The organism is Devosia sp. T2-14 (genome assembly GCF_055397495.1).
In genome coordinates, this window is the sequence record NZ_AP027921.1 from 2,312,835 (window position 1) to 2,332,381 (window position 19,547).

Sequence of the window (19,547 nt, forward strand, 5' to 3'; positions counted from 1 at the left end):
TCTCTCCCGGATAGGCCATGCCCCGCAATCACAACAGATCGGCTATCGCCATGCTGGCGCCTGCCACCAGCCTGATCGGCGTCTTCGTGCTGCTGCCGATGCTGCTGAGCATCTGGCTGGCGTTTCACGACTGGTCGACCCAGACCGGCTTTGAAACAGCGCGCTTTGTTGGGCTGGACAATTTTTTCGCCATTTTCGGGCCGACCTCGGTGGGCCGCGACTTCAAGACGGCGCTGCTCAACACGGCCATCTATACCGGGCTATCTGTCGTCATCATCGTGCCGCTCTCGGTGGCGCTGGGCCTCTTGGTGCATCAACACCTGGCGCCGGGCGGCATCATGCTGCGCACCGTGCTGTTTTCCACTTATATGGTGCCGATGATCGCGGTGGCCCTGGTGTGGTCCAAGCTCTATTCGCCAACGGAAGGGCCGATCAACCAGATGCTCGGCTGGGTGGGCATCGGCCCGCAGCCCTGGCTCTCCTCGCCACAGACCGCGCTGGTGTCGCTGGTCGTGCTCAATGTCTGGCAGCAGGTGGGCTACTTCACCGTGCTGGCCGTGGCCGGGCTGACCCAGATTCCTGGCTCGCTTTATGAGGCCGCCCGCGTCGACGGTGCATCCGCCTGGCGCCGTTTCTACGCCATCACGCTGCCGCTGCTGAGCAATACGTTGCTGTTCTCGACCGTCATCGCCGTCATCAATGCGGTGCAGGTCTTCGAGCCCGTCGCGCTGATCACGCAGGGCGGGCCGGTCAATTCCACCAACGTCCTGACCTACCACATCCGCCGCGTGGGCATTGAGCGGGCGCAGGGCGGTCTCGGTTCGGCCATGGCCGTCACCTTGATGCTGGCCCTGATCGTCTCCATCACCGCGCTCTTTGCCATCGCGCGCAGCCGGGAGGAGCGGACATGAGCAAGAAGCGCGCCCGCATTTTTGTCTCCCCGCAAGAGGGCCTTCTCACCCTGCTGATCGTGTTTGTGGCAGTGGTCGCGGCCTTCCCGATGGCCTGGATGGTGCTGTCGAGCCTCAAGACCCCGCAGGAAAGCATGCAGACCCCGCCGGTCTGGTTTCCTGCCAATCCAAGCCTCGACGCCTATGTCCAGGTGGCCGACGTGGTCAGCCTAGGTCAGTCCTTTGCCAATTCGGCAATAATCGCACTCACCACCACGATTGCCATCATCATCACCAGCCTCATGGCTGGCTATGCCTTCGCCAAGTACCAGTTCAAGGGCCGCGACTGGCTGTTTGCGCTTTTGATCGCGGCCATGTTCCTGCCACCGATCGTGACGCTGATCCCGCTCTACCGCATCACCGGCTATCTCGGCCTCAATGCGAGCCTGCTCGGCGTCATCGTCCCCAACCTGGCCAATGCCTTCGGCATCTTCCTGATGCGCCAATATATTAAGGGGGTGCCTGACGAGCTGATCGACGCCGCTCGGGTCGATGGCGCCAGCGAGATGCGCATCCTGTTCAAGATCGTGGCGCCCGCCGTCATGCCGGCTATCGCCGCGCTGACCCTCTTCGCCTTCGTCTACCACTGGAACAGCTACCTGTGGCCGCTGACCGTGCTGCAGGGCAAGACCGACCAGTACCCCATCGTCATCTCGCTCTCGCGGCTGCTGAGCTACAATCGCGGCGCCATGAATACTGGCCTCGTTATGGCCGGGGCGACGTTGGCGGTTCTACCGCCCGTGCTGCTCTTTGTGTTCCTGCAGCGCTTCTTCGTCGACTCCATCGTCTCAAGCGGGGTCAAGGGATGAGCGCGATCCTCGCCATCGATCTGGGTGGAACGCGCTGCCGCATCGGCGTGGCGTCCTCGTCCAATCCCGCCGCCGTGCAGACGGTCGCCAATGTGCCCGCGCCCACCTCCCAGCCCGAATTCCTCGCCCTGCTGCAATCCCATCTTGAGCAGCAGGACGCCAGGGCACTGGGTCTCGGTATTCCGGGCCTCGCCGAGGCCATCACCTGCCGCTGGGTCCCCAATCTGCCCTATCTCGATGGACTCGATCTCGCCGCGGAATTTCCGGGCCTATCGATCGGTCTGGGCAATGATGCGCAACTGAGCCTGCTGGCCGAGCGCGAAAGTGGTGCCGCTAAGGGGCTCAGCGACGCAATCCTGCTCGCCATCGGCACCGGCATTGGTTCTGCGGTCCTGTCCGATGGCCGGATCGTCAGCGGCAACATGGGCGCAGCCTGTTCCTTCGGCTGGGCCGCGGCAGATGTCGATGCCCCGGGCGAGGACGTCAGCGGCTGGCTCGAACGACAGGCCTCGGGCAGGGCGCTGGACGACTTGGCGCGCAACCTCGGGCTGGCAGATGGCGCGGCATTGATTGCGGCCGCGCGGAGCGGCGACCGGGCTGCAACTGAAGCGCTGCAATACCCGATGCACATATTGGGCTTGGCCCTTTCCGGCGCGGTGGCGCTACTCGCACCCAAGGCGGTCATTTTCGCTGGTGGCGTGGTGGATGCCTTTGATGTGCTTGCGCCTTTGATCGAATCCGGGCTGATCCGCCATTTGCCGCCGCATCTGCGGCAGGTGGAACTTTTGGCAGCCCGCAATGGATCTGGCGCCGGCCTCATCGGGGCCGCGTATGCCGGCGCAATGGGGCAAGCATGGAGAAGCGGACATGGATGAGCCACATGGCCTGCAAAAGCCCGACCGCAGCCGCCCCGAACCGCTCTGGCATCAAGCCGAGACGGCATTGCGGGGATTGATCGAAAGTGGCGAATGGCCGGCCGGATCGCAGATCCCCAATGAGGACCGGCTGGGCGATATGCTTGGCATTTCGCGCATCACCCTGCGCCACGCGCTGCGCAATCTCGAAGAGGCGGGCATGCTGCGCCGCGAGCATGGGCGGGGCACTTTTGTGCGCTCGGCCACCATGGTCGCCGGCGTGCGGGGCCTCACCAGCTTCACCGATGAAATGCGCACGCTGGCGCTCGAGCCGGGCACGCGCCTGCTGGGCGCCCAGCTCATGTCGGCCACCGTTGTCATCGCCGAGGCGCTCGAAGTCCCCGTGGGCACGCCAATCGTCCAGTTGCGGCGGCTATGGCTGGGCAATGGCATGCCAATCGGCATCCAGACCACCCACCTGCCGCGCGAACGGGTGCCGGGGCTCTATGAGGCCGCGCCCGGGATCAGCTCGCTCTATCGCTGGCTCAAAGACAATTGCGGCATCGATCCGGTCAAGGCCAAGGAGGTCTATCGCGTGGGCGCCGTCCCCGCGAGCGACGCCGAGCTGATCGAGTTGCCCGCCAATACGCCCGCATTCGAGGTTGAGCGCATCACCTTCGATCGCACCGGCCCCTTCGAATTCGCCCTCTCCGTCATGAGGGCGGACCGCTACGAAATCCGCTCCACACTCTTCGTCTAGTTTCAGAAAGGCAGACTACCATGTCCACGCTCTACATCAGCAAACTCGTCAAGCTCGCCGAACAGGCAGGGGCGGAGAACGAGGCGGCGTACGAAAAGGCCGCGAGCGCCATGTCCGAGAGCCTGGCCAATGACGGGCTCGTGCACCTCTATGGCTCGGGCCATTCGGTGCTGCCCGTGCAGGAAACCTATCCGCGCTATGGCTCCTATCTCGGCTTCAATCCGCTGACCGACCCGCGTGTCATGTGGCACAACATTCTGGGTGCCGGCGGCGTGCGCGAGCTGCTTTGGCTGGAGCGCACCGAGAACTACGCCGAGAAATTCCTCGATCACCAGCCGCTCAATGCCGGCGACACCATCGTGATCTTCGGCCATTCCGGCCGTAACGCCTCGGGCATCGATACGGCGCTCTATGCCAAGAAGCGCGGCCTGACCGTGATCGCTATCACCGCCAAGGCCAACCTCGACAAGCCCGCGACCCACTCTTCGGGCAAGCGCCTTGCTGACGCTGCCGATATCGTCATCGACACCTGCGCGCCGATCGAAGACGCCATCGTCGATATCAAGGGCTGGAGCCGCCCGGTGGCTGGCGCCTCGACTGTCCTGGCAATGATCAACATGCACGAATTGCTGGCCCGCACCGCCCAGAAGCTGGCCGACCGCAACATCGAACTTCCGGTTTTCGCCTCGCCGACCATTGCGGGTGTGACCCTGCACGATACCGACATCATCTATGGCCAGTACCGCGAGAAGATGCTGGCCGCGCAGGCCAAGCACCTGCCGCAATTCAAGAAATCGATGGCCAAGGAAGACTAGCAGCTTCCCCAAAGCAAAGGCGGTGGGCACACAGAGTGAGCCCACCGCCTTTATGTGAGATGCATTCGCAGGCGCTAGGCGCCGCAATGTCGGGTTGTCAGGCGATGGCGCGCAGGCTGCCCGTACCGCCCGAGGCCTGGACGGAAAGCGTGCCAGACGTGATGGCCGCCGCGAGGCAGTTATTGGCGTCAGCGCCGTCGAGCCAGGCATGCAGGAAGCCTGCATTGAAGGCGTCGCCGGCACCGGTCGTATCAACGACCTCGACCTTGGCGCTGGGCAAACGCACGACAGTGCCATTCATGCTGAGAAGACCGCCGTCGCCACCGCATTTGAGGGCAACGACCGGGAAGTGACGCCCGAGAATCTCAAGGGCTTCGGCAGGGTCATCGCGGCCCGTCAGTTCGCGTGCTTCTTCCAGGTTCGGCAGGAAGACATCGGCGCCGGCAGCGCGCGAGAAGAACATCGGGTCGCGGATAAGCTCGTCATCCCAGCTGGGGTCCAGCGAGACGGTGAGGCCATGGCTCTTGGCGAGCGTTATGGCATCGGCCATCTCGTGCAGCGTGGCATATTCAGCGATGTGAAGATGCGCCGCATCCGACCAGGCCAGCGCCGTCTCAAACGTGCGCGGACGGGCATGCCCGGCGCGGCGCGACAGGAAAGCGCGGTCGCCGTCGTGAACCATCACTACGGTGAGCTGGGGACCAGCGTCGTCGTGACGATCAAGAAACTGCAGGTCCAGGCCAAGCTCTTCGATCTCGCCGTTGAGCGTCACCGAAAGCGGATCAGTGCCGAAGCGGGCGAGCAGGGCCGAGGGGCGGCCAAGGGCAGAAATATGGGCGGCCGTGATCAGTGCGCCGCCACCGGGAGTCAAGGCGAAGTCATCCGCGAAAAGTTCGCGGCCGAGCTGCGGCATGCCGTCAAGGCCACGGAAGACCATGTCGCAATAGATGCGGCCAAGGCTGAGGACAGCCTTGGCGTTCTTTGAAGTGGAAGTCATGCGCGGCCCAGAGCTTTCTCGCTGGCAGAGTCGAACAGGTAGAGCGAGCCGACGCCGGCATGCACCGAGATGGAGCTGCCAATAGCGGGAACCACGCGCCCGGGGGCAGTGGCGATAACGATGGCATTGCCGATCTGCACGTGAACCAGCGTTTCCGAACCGAGCGGCTCCACGGCTTCCACGGTGCCCGATGCGCTGAAGCCCGCGCCGGTTGCCTCGCCGACGACCAGGTCATGCGGACGGATGCCGACGCTGACCTTGCCTTCATGCGCGGGCAGGGTGAAGCCGGATGCCGCCACGCCAGCAATGGTCAGGGCGCCCGAGGTGAGCGTGCCTTCAAGCATGTTCATCGACGGGCTGCCGATGAAGCGTGCGGTGAAGATGTCGACCGGGTTCTCGTAGAGATCGGTCGGCGAACCCACCTGGAGGATATTGCCGTCGCGCATCACGACGATCTTGTCGGCCATGGTCATGGCTTCCACCTGGTCGTGCGTCACGTAGACGATGGTGGTGCCCAGGCGACGGTGCAGGCTCTTGATCTCCATGCGCATCTGCGAACGCAGCTGCGCGTCGAGGTTGGACAGAGGTTCGTCGAACAGGAACGCCACGGGGTCGCGCACCATCGCGCGGCCGATGGCCACGCGCTGGCGCTGGCCCCCCGACAGGGCCGCCGGACGACGGTCGAGCAGCTTCTCGAGGCCGAGGATCTTGCCGGTTTCCAGAATGCGCGCGGCCTTTTCGGCCTTGCTCAGCTTGGAGGTGTAGAGACCAAAGCCGATATTCTGCCCAACAGTCATGTGCGGGTAGATGGCGTAGTTCTGGAACACCATGGCGATGTTGCGCTGCTTGGGCTCGCGCTGGTTCACCACTTCGTCGCCGATCAGCAGCTTGCCGCCCGAAATGTCTTCGAGGCCGGCGATCATGCGCAGCGTCGTCGACTTGCCGCAGCCCGAGGGGCCGACGAACACGACGAATTCGCCGTCATTGATCGTCAGGTCAATGCCATGGACGGCGCGGCTGGAGCCGTATTCCTTGATCAGCCCTTGCAGTTCGATCTTAGCCATCAGGCGGTTCCCTTCAATGCGTCGAAACGCTCTTTGAGCATGCGCGCGGCATCGGCCTGGCGGCGCAGCAAGTTTTGATGTTGTGCAGAAAAGTCAGCTGCCTGCTGGCGGTAACCGGCAAATGCCGCCGCCAGTGGCTCGGGGGCAGGGCCGCCAAACCGGGTGCGAACCGACACGAAGTATTCCGGCGAAACCAGCTCGGCGAAGACCGCTTCATCCAGGTTGGACTTGCGGCCAGTGGCCTTTTCGAACGCCTCGGTGAACGGGGCATAGCCATCGCTGACCAGGTCTCCGCCAATGGCGACCACTGCCTTGGCCACGGCCGCAGCAATCTCGTGCCCTTCGCGGAACGACAGGCCTTCGCGCCGAACCAGGCTATCGGCCAGCTCGGTAATGGTGATGCAGGAACGGCGGATGTTGTTGGCAACCCGCGCCGGATCGATCCGCACCTGCGCCACGAGGGCCGCAAGCAGGTCGAGAACCCGGTAGGCGCTTTCGAAGGCCTGGTAACCCATGGCCTGCGTTTCGCCTTCGCTGTCGTTCATGTCGGTGAACGGGGTGTTGTGCATCACCGTCAGCATGGCCTGCGCCCGGCCGTAAGTCTGGCTGGCGAGGTGGCGCAGATGCTCGATCGGTACCGGATTACGCTTCTGCGGCATGATCGAGGAGATCTGCACCAGGGCGTTGGGCACATACATCTGGCCGACTTCAAAGCTGGTCCAGACCTGGAAGTCCTGGATCGGACGGCCAAGGTGCAGGAACATCAGCTCGATCGCGCTATAGGTCGAGGTGATGTAGTCGACGCCGGCGATGCAGGAATAGGAGTTCTGCAGCGGCGCCGCAAAACCCAGCAGGTCCGCTACGCGAGCCCGGTCGATCGGGAAGCCCGACGTCGTGATCGCGGCCGCACCCATGGGGGAGAGGTCGACGATGCGATAGGCCTCGAACAGGCGCTCGATATCGCGGCCGACGAATTCAACCATGCCCGACAGGTAGTGCCCGAAGGTCGACGGCTGCGCCGGCTGGCCGTGGGTATAGGCCACGATCAGCGTTGCCTTTTCCCGCTCCGCCGCCTCGATCAGCGCCTTGTGCAGGTTGAGCGCCTTGGCGATTAGAACGTTGAGGCGCTCCCTCAGGCCCAGCTTGAACAGGGTGTGGTCGATGTCGTTGCGCGAACGCGAGGTGTGCAGCCGGCCCCCGAGATCGGGGCCGACGCGCTTCTTGAGTTCCTTTTCGATGAGGAAGAAGAAATCTTCCACCTCACCGGTATAGACGAGCTCGGCCGGGTTGATCTCGGCATCGATGCTGTCGAGCGCCTTGGCAATGTCACGCGCCTGGTCGGCGGCGAGAATGCCGGTTTCGGTCAACATCACCAGATGCGCGCGATCAATGGCGCGGAAGCCCGCGACATGGTGATCCTTGGCCCCGTCAAACAGGGGACGGAGCACCGTCTCCTTGTAGACGGGATCGGGGAAGACCGACGTATCGGATAGGCGTGGATCGGTCATGGATTACCCCTTGAGACCGGCAAGCATCACACCGCGGACGATGTAGCGCTGCAGGACGAGGAACACGAGGAGCGTCGGGATGGTGCCGATGGCGGCGCCCGTCATGATCAGCTCCCACTGGATCGACGCCTCGGCCGAGAAGCTCGAGATGCCGACGGGCAGGGTGTAGAGTTCCTTGGAGGTGGTGACGATCAGCGGCCAGAAGAACGCGGTCCAGTTGCCCAGGAAGGTGAAGATTGCCAGGGCCGAGATAGCGGGTACCACCATTGGCATCGCGATCTTCCACCAGATGGTGAACTCGTTGAGCCCATCCACGCGTGCAGCTTCCAGGAAGTCGTTCGGAACGCCTTCGAAGAACTGCTTCATCAGGAAGGTGCCGAAGGCCGTCATCATGCCGGGGAACATGATGCCCCAGTACGAGTTGAGCCAACCCAGCTGGCTGGACATCAGGTACCACGGGATCACCAGCATTTCGGTGGGGATCATCAGGGTCGACAGGATGGCCAGGAAGATGAACTGGCGGCCACGGAACTCGAACTTGGCCAGCGTATAGCCGACCATGCTGTCAAAGAAGACGTTCGAAATCGTCACCGTCACGGCGATGAAGGTCGAGTTCAGGAACCACTGCATGAAGCGCCCGTCGCCGAGCACCTTGATGTAGTTTTCAAAGGTCGGCGCCGAAGGGATCAGCTTGAGATCATAGACCTGACCTGCCGTTTTGAGCGAGGTCGAGAACATGTAGAGCAGGGGCGTCACCATGATGAGCCCGCCGATCAGCAGCAGGGTCCAGGCGATGATGCGGCCGGGGCGGATGTCGCGGCGGTTGGCCGCCAGCTCGGTGGTCGAAGCGTTGGTGGCGGTCATTTCTTTTCCCTCAGCACATAGAGCTGGAGCAGGGATACGATGAGCAGGATGGTGAACAGCACCACTGTCTGCGCCGCCGCATAGCCCATCTGATAGGACGAGAAGGCAGTCTGGTAGATCATGAGCACGATCGGCTTGGTCGAGTTGAGCGGACCACCGGGGTCATTGCTCGTCATGTTGTAGACCTGGTCGAAAATACGCAGGAAGCCGATGGACGAGAACACCACGAGGAAGACCGTGGTCGGCTTCAGCAGGGGCACGGTGATCTTACGCAGGATCGCCCAGTCACCAAGACCGTCAATACGTGCGGCTTCATAGAAGGTGCCCGGAATGGCGCGAAGGCCGGCCATGAAGATGATGATCTGGAAGCCCAGACCAGCCCAGATTGCTGGCACGAGAATGGAGGGCAGCGCCTGTGCGGTAGAGCGCAGGAAGGGCTGCTGCTCGAGGCCGACAGAGCTCAGGATGCCGTTGATGATGCCGATCGGGACGGGCTGATAGAACCAGCGCCACACCCAGCCCATGGCCGCTGCGGTCGTGAGGAACGGCAGGAAATACAGGGCGCGGATGAACCCGTGCATGAAGCGCACGCGGTCCAGGTAATAGGCGATCACGAACGAGATCAGCAGGCTGATTGGTGTGCCGACGACGAGGTAAAGTGTGGTGTTCTGGAACACTTTCCAGAAAGCGGGGTCGGCGAACATCTTGGTATAGTTCGCGAAACCGATGAATTTTGCGGGGCGCAGCAGATCCCAGTTGGTCAGCGACAGCCAGAAGGCCTGCGCCGTGGGATAGAAGCGGATTGCTGCATAGAAGAGGATGGGGATGGCGAGGAACGCCCAGGCCCAGATCACCCGTTTTGTGCTGATATTGAGCCGGTCCCAGAAGCGAGCCGAGCCATTGTGCGGTTGTGCGTTCGCCGACGCCATGTTCGCTCCTGCGATTGAGAACGGCTGGCAACGGGAGTTCCGTCGCCAGCCGCTTCGAGGGAAATGACGATTACTTGGCTGCGTCGAGGATTGCCTGCTCGGCCTCAGCGGCCTGCTTCAGCGAATCTTCGATGGACTGGCCTTCGAGCAGAACGCGGTTCACCATATCGATGGAGGTCTGGCGCTGTGCTGCCTCGTCCACAAACTTGGTGGTGTATGCGTATTCCAGGCCCTTGAGGAACGGTGCACGGATCGGGTCAGCCAGGTTGGCTTCGGTCAGTGCAACGCTGCGGCGGGCGGGGAGCTCGCCAACGGTCTCAAGCCAGATTTCCATCGCTTCGGGCGAGGAGATGTAAGCCAGGAACTTTTCAGCAGCGATCTTCTCTTCGCCTTCTGCGGTCGCGCCGATGGCGTTTGCGAAGTAGCTCGAGTAGTTCGAACGCAGGCCGTCAGCATTGGCTGGCAGTTCGACGACGCCCCATTCGAACGGGTTGGACGCAAATGCGCCAAGGCGGAACGTGCCGTCGATGGTCATTGCGGCCATGCCAGCGCGGAACGCTGCCTGACCTTCGTCCATGAAGCCGACGAGGCCGACCTTATGCTCGGTCTGCAGGTCGGTGTAGAACTTCACAGCGGCAGCACCGGCTGCGTCGTTGTAAGCCACATTGCCTTCAGCATCGTAGGGAACGCCACCGTTCTGGCGGATGAGGGCTTCACGCCACCAGTGGTGGTCCTGGCCAGCCATATCCATGGTGATGCCAGCGGTGGTGATGTTGCCAGCGCCGTCGCGCTTGGTGGTTGCCTGTGCAGCAGCAACGAGCTCGTCGAGAGTGCTCGGCGCTTCGATGCCAGCTTCGGCAAACAGGGCCTTGTTGTAGAACAGGGCAAGCGAACGCACTGCGGTCGGCAGACCGTAGTAGTCGTCGCCGCGCTTCATTGCCGACACGATTGGGAAGAACTCGGATTCGATCTCGGCATGCGGGAACACAGCCGGATCAAGCGGCTGAATCAGGCCGCCGGAGGCGAAGTTGTCGAGCCAGCCGTAGAACAGCTGCACGACGTCCGGACCCTGGCCGGCAACCTTGGCCGCAACGACGCGGGTCTGGTAGTCAGCATAGGGGAAGGTCGTCTGCTTGACGGTGATGTCAGGGTTGGCGGCTTCGAAGTTTGCGATCAGCTTGTCCATTGCCTGGACGCGGCTGTCGAAGACGTACTGCCAGTACTCAATTTCCACAGCCTGGGCCGAACCCAGTGCGAGGAAGCTGATACCGGCTGCAAGCCCGGCCATTTTTGCCTTGGTGAACATTAATATCCTCCGTTTGACCGTCGATCCATCGACAGCCATCTCTAACTCGAGAAAGGCGCATGACCGCCAATCCAGAGCTAGCGTCCATTATGTGACAGCAGCTTGTCAATAAAATAATCTACTTGAGTTATTATGTTCCCCGTCTAGTCTGCATTGATGAAGGCGTGTTAGCTGCGCCCAGAGGGAGGCAGGCGATAGTGAACAGCCGGAGCAAGGAAAATCTGCGCCAGCGCGTTGCCATTGGGTCCAATCCCGAGCGCAATCGTGCACACAATCGTCGCGTCGTCCTTGAAGTCATTCGGCTGCACGAACATCTCGGCCGCACCGAGATCGCCCGCCGCGCCCAGCTCACCCCCCAGGCCGTTGCCAATATTGTCGAAGAGCTGCTGGAAGAGGGCCTGCTGATCCAGCTCGGCCGCCTGCGCTCCGGCCGTGGCCAGCCCCCGATCCAGTTTGCCGTCAATCCCAATGGCCCCCTGACCGCCGGTGTCGAAATCGCCGCCGATCACATGGTGACCGTGCTGCTTGATCTCTCGGGTGGTATTCGCGGCCAGTCCATTGTGCCGCTTGAAGAAACCGGTCCCGACAAGGTGCCAGGCAGGGTCGCGGCCGAAGTTTCCCGGCTGCAGGCCGCGCTTGGCGTCGATGCCAGCAAGCTGCTCGGCGTCGGTGTGGTGATGCCCGGCCCGTTTGAAGTCGAGGGCATGAGCTCGGTTGGTCCCGCGACGCTGCCCGGCTGGGCGGGCTCCGATCCGGTCCAACTCTTTTCCAAGGCCACCGGGCAGCATGTCGTGGTCGAAAATGACGCCACCGCCGCTGTCGTTGGCGAGCGTCTCTATGGGGCAGGGCGCCAGCTCGGCACCTTCTGCTATCTCTATTTCGGCGTCGGTCTCGGCCTTGGCGTCATTCAGGACGGCCGCCCGCTGCGTGGCGCCTTCGGCAATGCCGGCGAAATCGGCCATATCGGGTTGGTACCGCGCAAGGGCCGCGGCAGCTACGGTGCGGCCGGCGCTTTGGAGCGCTTCGTTTCTGTCTTTGCACTGCGCGAGCGGCTGGCCATGGCCGGCACCTATGTGGCGACGGTCGAAGATATCCAGCAGCTGCACGACGATAACGATCCGACGCTGCTGGCCTGGATCTCCATGGCCGCCGATTATCTGGCGCCCACCGTCGCCATGCTCGAGAACATTTTCGATCCTGAGACGGTGATCTTTGGTGGTGGCCTCCCCGATTCGGTGCTTGAGGCCGTCATTTCGGCGCTCGATCCGCTGCCCGTTTCTGTCGCGACTCGCCAGCAGCGCTCGCTGCCGCGTGTCCTGCGCGGCCAGACCGGCCTGCTGACGGCGGCCCTTGGTGCAGCGGCGCTGCCGCTGCTCGATACGGTTTCACCCCATCTCAGCGTCGGTGACCCAACCAACTGACGCGTTACCCTCCTGATTCGGGATTGTCCGATGCTCACTGACCGCGAACGCCTGCACCGTCAGGCCGCCTCCTCCCACCTCGTCTCGTTCCATCGTGCGCTGGGGCGCCTGCGCTCCACCATCACCGTCATGAATACCGGGGCGCACCCCGATGACGAGCAGAACGGCATGCTGGCCACCATGCGCCACCAGATGGGCATGCGCGTCATCGTCGCCTGCTCGACGCGCGGCGAAGGCGGACAGAACACGCTTGGGCCTGAGCGCGGTGGCGTACTCGGTGTCCTGCGGTCACGTGAAATGGAAGAATCGGCGCGGGTGATCGATGCCGATATCGCCTGGCTCGGCCACGGCCCCGATGATCCGGTGCACGATTTCGGTTTCTCCAAATCCGGCCCCGACACCCTGGCGCGCTGGGGCGATGATCGCACCATCGAGCGGCTGGTCCGCGCCTATCGCGAGTTCCGGCCCGATATCGTCATTCCGACCTTCCTCGACGTACCCGGTCAGCACGGTCACCACCGCGCCATGACCGAGGCCGCCGAACGCGCCCTGGCGCTGGCTGCCGATCCCGCTGCCTATCCGGAGCACGCCGCCGAGGGGCTGCTGCCCTGGCGCGTCAGCAAGTACTATCTGCCCGCATGGACGGGCGGCGAAAACGGCTATTACGACGACGAAGTGCCGCCGCCGCCCGCCACGACCACGGTGGTTGCCGAAGCCAATGACAGTGTCACCGGCCTCTCCTTCGACCGGCTCGGCGAAATTTCGCGCGCCTACCATGCCACCCAGAATATGGGGCACTGGCGCAATCCGCCCATCACCCAATGGCCCCTGCATCTGGTCGGCGGCGGCGCCGAGCCGACTATCGCGGCCTCGCTTCCAACCAGCCTCGCCGACCTCGGCACCAGCCCTGACCTGGCAGCAGCCGATGCCGCAATCGCCCGCGCCATTGCGGCCTTCCCCGATCGCGAGCAGGTTTTCGGCGCCCTTGCCGACGCCCGCCGGTCCATCAAGGCCGCTGCTCTTACTGCCGACGAGCAGGCTGCCCACGGCCACCGCCTCACCCGCAAGCTGAGCGAAATCGACGCCGCCATGGCCCTCGCCGCCGGCATCGGAGTGCTCGCCAGCGTATCCGCTGCCGATATCGCCCCCGGCGACACAATCGAACTGCTGCTCGAAGTCGAGAAAGGCACTGCCGATGCTGTCACCGTCACGGCAATCGCCGGCGCCGCCTTTGCTCCCGCTGCCCCGCAGCGCGTCACCGGCCCCCGCACCACCATCGAGCTGAAGGCCCGCCCTGATGCGCCCGTCACCAATGCCTTTGCCCCCAACTGGCTTTCCATGGGCGGCAATACCGGCCTCTTCGTGCAGGTCGAGGCCACGGTTTCAGGCGAAACGCTGACCTTCCTCGTCGATACCGAAGAACGTGTCGAGGTCGCTCCGGCTCACGCCCTGTCCATCGCCTCCGAGGCTCTGGTGCTGCCACTTCCGGCCAGCGACAGCCGCGCGGTCGCGATCAAGTCCGATGCCCCGCTGTCCGGCGTGAGCGTCGATTCGGTGCTGGGCCTCAATATCACCGTGGACGACACCCGTGCGGTCGTAACACCCGACGTCATGCTGCCACCCGGCCGCTACACGCTGCCCGTGCGTGTCGATGGCAAGCAGGCCCATTCGGTCACCCCGATTGCCTATCCTCATATTGGCCGCACCCGCTTCGTGCGCCCGCTCGCGCTCGATGTACTGGCACTCGATCTGAAGCTCCCGTCTGCCCGCATCGGCTATATCGGCGGGGGCAGCGACAATGTCGGCCTCTGGCTCGAACGGCTGGGCACCAATCCCGTCATGCTCGATGCCGAAGCGCTTGGCGGCGACCTCTCGGGCTTCGATACGATCGTCGTTGGCATCTTCGCCTATGGCACGCGCCCTGACCTGCAGGTCGCCAATCGGCGCCTGCACCACTGGGTGGAGCAGGGCGGTAATCTGGTGACGCTTTATCATCGCCCCACCGATGGCTGGCGTTCGCAGCAGACGCCGCCGCGCCCGATCACCATCGGCAGCCCGTCGTTGCGCTGGCGCGTCACCAATCCGGCCGCCGCCGTGAAGATTCTGGCTCCCGACCATCCGCTGTTCACCGGGCCGAACCAGATCACCGCAGCCGATTTCGATGGCTGGGACAAGGAGCGCGGCCTCTACTTCGCCTCGTCATGGGATGATGTCTATCAGCCGCTGCTGTCGATGAGCGACGCGGGTGAAGCTCCCCTTACCGGCTCTCTCATCTCGGCTCGCATCGGGAAGGGGCGCCACACCCATACCAGCCTCGTGCTGCATCACCAGCTCGATCGACTGGTGCCCGGCGCGTTCCGGCTATTTGCAAACCTGCTGCAGCCCGCCTGATATGACGTCCCGCGCCGGCCTCTATTGGCTGATGGCGGATATGCTGCTGGTGACCGTCATGACCGTTCTGGTCAAGCTTGGCGGCGCCAGCTATCCGGCCGTGCAGATTGTGTTCATCCGCTCGCTGATCGGGCTGGTGAGCGTACTGCCATTGGCGTGGCGGCACCGCGCCGCCCTGCGCCAGACCAAGCAATGGGGCCGCCACACCTTCCGCGTCTTCTGCAATACTGCCGCGCTCACCGGTAATTTCGCCGCGCTGACCGCTTTGCCGCTGGCGCTCGCCAATGCCATCGGCTTCATGCGCCCGCTCGTCGTGCTGGCCCTGGCAACCTGGCTGCTGGGCGAGCGCTCGGGCCCCTGGCGCTGGGTCGGCGCTGCCATCGGCTTTGCCGGGGTGCTGGTCATGGTCGCGCCGGGCGAGGTCGCCTGGAATTTCGGCATTGTCGCCGCCCTCGCGTCGGTCCTTTTCGGATCGTTGGCGACGGTGCAGACCCGCGCTCTCAAGAATGAGAACACCACCGTGCTCATGGTGTTCTACACCGTGGGGCTGACCCTATTCACCTCGGTCCCCGCCGCGTTCAGCTGGCAGGCCGTGGCCGTCACCGATTGGCCGCTGCTGCTCGCCATCGGCATTCTGGCGCAGGTCGGCCAATATTGCTTCCTGCGCGCTTACCAGTCGACGCCCGCCAATGTGCTGGCGCCACTGGGCTATCTCTCCATCGTACTGGCCAGCCTTGCCGGTTATCTCGCCTTTGGCGAAGTGCCCTCCTGGACCACGGTCGTGGGTATCACCATCGTCATCTTCGCCCTGTTGCTCACCTCGCGGCTGGATCGCCCGCGACCACGGAAGGATACGTCTGCAGATGTCCGCGACGTTTGATATTGCCGTCATCGGCCTCGGCGCCATGGGAAGCGCTGCGCTCTACCAGCTGGCACAGCGCGGCGCGCGCGTGGTGGGGATTGACCGCTTTGCTCCGCCTCATGCCTTGGGCTCCACCCACGGCCAGACCCGTATTACTAGACGCGGTATCGGCGAGGGCGAGGCCTATGTGCCGCTGGCCGCGCGCTCGCACGAAATCTGGCGCCAACTGGAAAGCGAAACGGGCAGGGATCTGTTCCACGAAGTGGGCAGCATCATCGTCTCCGAGCGCGACGACAACGTCGAGCGCCCCGGCCGCACCGGCTTCATCCGTCGCTCGATTGCGGCGGCCGAGCGCTACGGCGTGCCGCACGAAATCCTCGACGCCGATGAAATCCGCCATCGCTTCCCAAATCTCACGCCCACCGACAGCGAGATCGGCTATTTCGAGCCCGGCGGCGGCTACCTTGTGCCGGAACTCTGCGTCGAAGCCCAGCTCGAACGCGCCCGACAGCTCGGTGCCAGCCTGCAGCTCGGCCAGAAGGTGACGCGCATCGAGCCCGGTCCGTCTGATGTCACCATTCACCTGGCCGATGGCAGCCAGATCGTCGCCGCCGAGGCCATCGTCTCGGCCGGGCCGTGGGCGCCGGGCCTGCTGGGCGCGCCCTTCGACCGCATCCTCAAGCCGACCCGCCAGGTCATGCACTGGTTCGCACTGGAGCAGGATGCAACGCCCGCCTGGCAGCGCTCGCCGGTCTTCATGTGGCCGCATGGCGATAGCGAAGATGGCTTCTTCTACGGCTTCCCCTCGCTCGACGGCACGTCGGTCAAGACGGCCGACGAATTCTATGGCGCCGCCAGCGATCCCGACCATCTCGATCGCCACGTCCCGGTCAGTGACAGCCAGCGCATGTTCGACGCCCACCTGCGCGGACGGCTTGCCGACGTCACCGCCCGCCCCGTGCAAACTGCGACCTGCATCTATACCGCCACTGCCGACAGCGCCTTCCTGATTGATCGGCATCCCGATCACGCCAATCTGCTGGTGGTGTCACCCTGCTCGGGGCACGGCTTCAAGCATTCCGCAGCCATCGGCGAGAGCGCGGCGCAATGGGTGCTCGACGGCCGCCCGGCCATCGATCTCAGCGCCTTCCACCTGGCGCGCCTGCTCTAGACCAACTTTCTGTCCGCCAAAAAAGTAACCCTCGGCCATGGAAATGGCCGAGGGTTTTTGCCGCTGGTTGGTCCGCGGCCAGAGACGGCCCGCGCCAGGGAGGAAGGCGCGGGCCGGATGGCTTGCTTAGTGCTTGGCCGGCTGGATCAGGTTGGCCAGCAGGCGGAATGCGCCTGGGGTCAGCTTGTCCAGCTGGTGGTGCAGCACGAGGCTGGTGTGGGTGTGGCGGCCTTCGCCGATCTCTGCCGACAGCAGCGAACCGGCCAGCGGCTCTTCGCCAGCGTCATTGATGGCGAGCAGCGGCTTGTAGGCCTCGTCCCACTTCGATGCGAAGTAGAGCCCACGCTCCTTGTCCCAGTTGTCCCAGTCTTCCTGACCGATCGTGTTGGGGTAGTTGAGCAGCGGGTGGTCGCCTTCCAGCACGGTCACCGGTGCCTTGGCATCGGTCACACGGTAGCGGATCGACGGCGTACCGATTTCGAGGAAAGCCAGCGGGGTCTTCTCCGGATCCCAGCCGTCCGACGGACGGTGGTAGAGCGTAACCAGGTGACCGCCATTGCGGACCCACTCATGCACGCCTTCCAGCGCAGCCACCAGATCCTTGCGGCGGCCGAACGAGAAGATGCCGACGACCAGGGTGTCGAGGTCGCGATAAGCGCCTGCTTCCATGTCCGCGGGGGTCAGTTCCTTCAGGTCCACACCGAGGCGCTTGAGCCAGATGGCGACGTTGTCGTTGCCACCGCCGATATAGCCGACCTTGCCTTCCGGAATGACCGCACCAACCGACTGCACCGGCACGGCGACTTCGGTCGGAACGACCGACTTGCCGATATGGGGGTAGGAGAAGGTGTTGATGGCATAGGCGGGCTTGTCGAGCAGCTTGGGCGCGATGGTGATGCGGGTCGTGCCCAGATCAGCCGGCGGGGCCAGTTCGAACGAGCCTGCTGCTTCGCCGGTTTCACCGGTTGCCGTCATCGACCAGCCTTCGGGCAGGTTGAAGTCGAGGTCGGACGTGGTGGCGCCAGCAACAACCGCAGTCATGGCGACGGGTGCGATTGCCTTCTCGGTGTTGAACACCACGGCGTCTGGCTTGAGCTCGAGCGATGCCTGCGGCAGCACGCGCAGTGCGTCTTCCAGGTCGATGTCCAGCACCGCCTTGTGGCCACCGATGTTTGCCGTCAGGCGAACGAAGGCGTCGCCATTGCCGCCCAGCGGGTCGAACTGCTCGGCCAGCGGGTTGGTCAGGTCGGCATCGGCTGCAATCGACACCTTCACGCCGTCTTCAGCGGCTTCGCTGCTGATGCCTTCGCGGGCAACAACGGCAATGCTTTCGACTGCGATGGTCTCGGGCGCATCGACGATGGTCTTGACGATGATGTCCTGGCCGGGGCGCAGGTCGCCGCCATCGGTGTAGGCACGGATGTTCATGCCGGCAGCGGTTGCGAGGGCAAGGTCGACTTCCTTGATCTTGCGATCGAGGCGGTGAGCGACATTGTCTTCCAGTTCGACAGGCAGGGTGGCGCGGGCTTCGGCCATGGCCTTGCCGATTTCGGCAAGCTTGCCGAGCACCGAAACCGGGTCGCCGTAGTCAGCGATGGCTTCTTCGATGAGGCCCTGTGCGTTGCGCAGAGCGTCGGCAGCCGATGCGGGCATGCCGTCGAGTTCGGCAATGTGGCCAACGGTGGCGATCAGGCCTTCGCGGATGTCCTCTTCCTTCTTGCCGGCTTCGCCATTGGCAGCCCACGACAGGTTGAGTTCCCACTCGGTCTTCGGCTCAGGCTGCCAGCGGCCCATGCCCTGGGTGAGGTGGCACGAACGCGACCATTCGCCCATCTGCGGGAAGGTTGCGCCCGAGATCGGGTCGCGCTCGGGAGCACGAACGATCAGGGTCTGGGGCGGGGGAGGGGTTTCGTCGTCATAGACGCCACCGCCGCCGCCATAGGCCGGCTGGTAGATCTTGGGAACGGTCCACGGCTTGAGGCCGGCTGCGATCTGGTTGGAGAACTCGTCCGGATTGCCCGACAGTTCCGCAACGACGAAGGTCGCGACGTTGGCTGCACGGTGGTGACCATGCTGGCCGCCCACGTCGAGGAAGCAGTTCATGATCACGTCAGGACGGTAGTAGCGGAACGCCCAGGTCATGCGCTCGATGACGCGGTCACGGCCCCAGCGGTCGATGGTCTGGTTCGGGTCCTTGGAGAAGCCGAAGTCATGCACGCTGTCGTTGTGGCCCTGGCCGCCGAAGGCGAGCGAGGCGTCGAGCGAGCGCGAGGCTTCGGTCATTTCGCGGGTGCGCAGCACGCCGAGAACCGAACCGCGTTCCGGACCGATGGCGTTCTGGCCACCTTCACCGCGGGTGATGCAATACAGCACCGGGCGGATGCCGTAGACGTGGCGCAAAGCTGCCAGCATGCCGCTGGGCTCGTCGTCCGGGTGTGCGCCCGTGGTCATCAGGGTGACCGTCGAGGTCAGGCGTTCAAGCTGGCGATACAGCTTGACGATTGCGGGTTCACCCTTCTGAGCCGCGATCAGTTCCAGGTGGGAAGCAGGAGCCGCCCAGGCCGGAATCTGCGTTGCAGCCAGCAGAGGCGGCACCGATGCGATGAAGGTTCTCCGGGTCAATCGAGTCATGGATATCTTTTCCTCTCCTTAAGGCCGTCTGCTGTGCCTTGCGGCAAATGATGTGACAGTCCTGTCACGGACTATGGGAGGCCTATTAACTTAACTCAAGTGTGTTAATCGGGATATCTGATTGTTCTTTCAGCTAATTGGTGTCCGGCAGGATTTTCCTGTGCTGTCCGCAGCTTAAACTGTCGTCCGTCGCTGGCGGAACCTCCGCTGACTTC

General features: G+C 63.8%; 16 protein-coding genes. 9 read left to right on the forward strand and 7 right to left on the reverse strand.

Annotation, left to right across the window (positions count from 1 at the left end; translation table 11 throughout):
* Positions 1 to 50: 50 nt before the first annotated feature.
* From ACZ5WT_RS11425 to ACZ5WT_RS11445, 5 genes are read left to right on the forward strand one after another with little or no spacing between them, the layout of a single operon-like run.
* The gene (locus ACZ5WT_RS11425) at positions 51 to 911 is read left to right on the forward strand and encodes a carbohydrate ABC transporter permease (protein ID WP_464283914.1); all 861 of its coding nucleotides are present in this window, start codon (positions 51 to 53) and stop codon (positions 909 to 911) included.
* Entirely contained in the window at positions 908 to 1,759 is an 852-nt protein-coding gene (locus ACZ5WT_RS11430) for a carbohydrate ABC transporter permease (RefSeq protein WP_464283915.1), read from the forward strand. Before ACZ5WT_RS11425 ends, ACZ5WT_RS11430 begins: the two co-directional genes overlap by 4 nt.
* Positions 1,756 to 2,634, forward strand: coding sequence for an ROK family protein (locus ACZ5WT_RS11435; protein ID WP_464283916.1), 879 nt, complete (start codon positions 1,756 to 1,758; stop codon positions 2,632 to 2,634). Before ACZ5WT_RS11430 ends, ACZ5WT_RS11435 begins: the two co-directional genes overlap by 4 nt.
* Positions 2,627 to 3,373, forward strand: coding sequence for a GntR family transcriptional regulator (locus ACZ5WT_RS11440; protein WP_464283917.1), 747 nt, complete (start codon positions 2,627 to 2,629; stop codon positions 3,371 to 3,373). The genes ACZ5WT_RS11435 and ACZ5WT_RS11440 overlap by 8 nt, the downstream gene beginning before the upstream one ends.
* A 20-nt stretch (positions 3,374 to 3,393) precedes the next feature.
* Positions 3,394 to 4,188, forward strand: a complete 795-nt coding sequence (locus tag ACZ5WT_RS11445) for a sugar isomerase domain-containing protein (protein WP_464283918.1) — start codon at positions 3,394 to 3,396, stop codon at positions 4,186 to 4,188.
* Positions 4,189 to 4,285: 97 nt separating this feature from the next.
* Here the strand turns inward: ACZ5WT_RS11445 and ACZ5WT_RS11450 are convergent, their stop codons facing one another.
* The 6 genes from ACZ5WT_RS11450 to ACZ5WT_RS11475 form a co-directional block, all read right to left on the reverse strand.
* Positions 4,286 to 5,185, reverse strand: a complete 900-nt coding sequence (locus ACZ5WT_RS11450) for a carbohydrate kinase family protein (RefSeq protein ID WP_464283919.1) — start codon at positions 5,183 to 5,185, stop codon at positions 4,286 to 4,288.
* Complete coding sequence (locus ACZ5WT_RS11455) at positions 5,182 to 6,249, reverse strand: ABC transporter ATP-binding protein (protein WP_464283920.1); 1,068 nt, start codon at positions 6,247 to 6,249, stop codon at positions 5,182 to 5,184. Before ACZ5WT_RS11455 ends, ACZ5WT_RS11450 begins: the two co-directional genes overlap by 4 nt.
* Positions 6,249 to 7,757: an argininosuccinate lyase gene (argH, locus tag ACZ5WT_RS11460; protein ID WP_464283921.1), complete on the reverse strand. Its 1,509-nt coding sequence runs from the start codon at positions 7,755 to 7,757 to the stop codon at positions 6,249 to 6,251. The genes ACZ5WT_RS11455 and argH overlap by 1 nt, the downstream gene beginning before the upstream one ends.
* 3 nt (positions 7,758 to 7,760) lie before the next feature.
* Positions 7,761 to 8,621 (reverse strand): carbohydrate ABC transporter permease, encoded by an 861-nt coding sequence (locus tag ACZ5WT_RS11465; RefSeq protein ID WP_464283922.1) that lies wholly within the window; start codon positions 8,619 to 8,621, stop codon positions 7,761 to 7,763.
* Complete coding sequence (locus tag ACZ5WT_RS11470) at positions 8,618 to 9,550, reverse strand: carbohydrate ABC transporter permease (protein ID WP_464283923.1); 933 nt, start codon at positions 9,548 to 9,550, stop codon at positions 8,618 to 8,620. Before ACZ5WT_RS11470 ends, ACZ5WT_RS11465 begins: the two co-directional genes overlap by 4 nt.
* A gap of 70 nt (positions 9,551 to 9,620) precedes the next feature.
* Positions 9,621 to 10,856, reverse strand: a complete 1,236-nt coding sequence (locus tag ACZ5WT_RS11475) for an extracellular solute-binding protein (protein WP_464283924.1) — start codon at positions 10,854 to 10,856, stop codon at positions 9,621 to 9,623.
* Positions 10,857 to 11,053: 197 nt separating this feature from the next.
* Between ACZ5WT_RS11475 and ACZ5WT_RS11480 the strand changes: the two genes are divergently transcribed.
* Genes ACZ5WT_RS11480 through solA form a run of 4 tightly spaced genes read left to right on the forward strand, consistent with a single transcriptional unit; the run spans position 11,054 to position 16,701 of the window.
* Positions 11,054 to 12,277 carry an ROK family protein gene (locus tag ACZ5WT_RS11480; RefSeq protein WP_464283925.1) on the forward strand — a complete coding sequence of 408 codons (1,224 nt, stop codon included), beginning with the start codon at positions 11,054 to 11,056 and terminating at the stop codon, positions 12,275 to 12,277.
* Between the two features lie 30 nt (positions 12,278 to 12,307).
* Positions 12,308 to 14,668, forward strand: coding sequence for a PIG-L family deacetylase (locus tag ACZ5WT_RS11485; RefSeq protein WP_464283926.1), 2,361 nt, complete (start codon positions 12,308 to 12,310; stop codon positions 14,666 to 14,668).
* A 1-nt stretch (position 14,669) separates the two neighbouring features.
* Positions 14,670 to 15,548 (forward strand): DMT family transporter, encoded by an 879-nt coding sequence (locus ACZ5WT_RS11490; RefSeq protein ID WP_464283927.1) that lies wholly within the window; start codon positions 14,670 to 14,672, stop codon positions 15,546 to 15,548.
* Complete coding sequence (gene solA, locus ACZ5WT_RS11495; protein ID WP_464283928.1) at positions 15,532 to 16,701, forward strand: N-methyl-L-tryptophan oxidase; 1,170 nt, start codon at positions 15,532 to 15,534, stop codon at positions 16,699 to 16,701. Before ACZ5WT_RS11490 ends, solA begins: the two co-directional genes overlap by 17 nt.
* Before the next feature lie 126 nt (positions 16,702 to 16,827).
* Here the strand turns inward: solA and ACZ5WT_RS11500 are convergent, their stop codons facing one another.
* On the reverse strand, positions 16,828 to 19,332 hold the full coding sequence (locus tag ACZ5WT_RS11500) for a PIG-L family deacetylase (RefSeq protein ID WP_464283929.1): 2,505 nt from the start codon (positions 19,330 to 19,332) through the stop codon (positions 16,828 to 16,830).
* Positions 19,333 to 19,547: the final 215 nt, after the last annotated feature.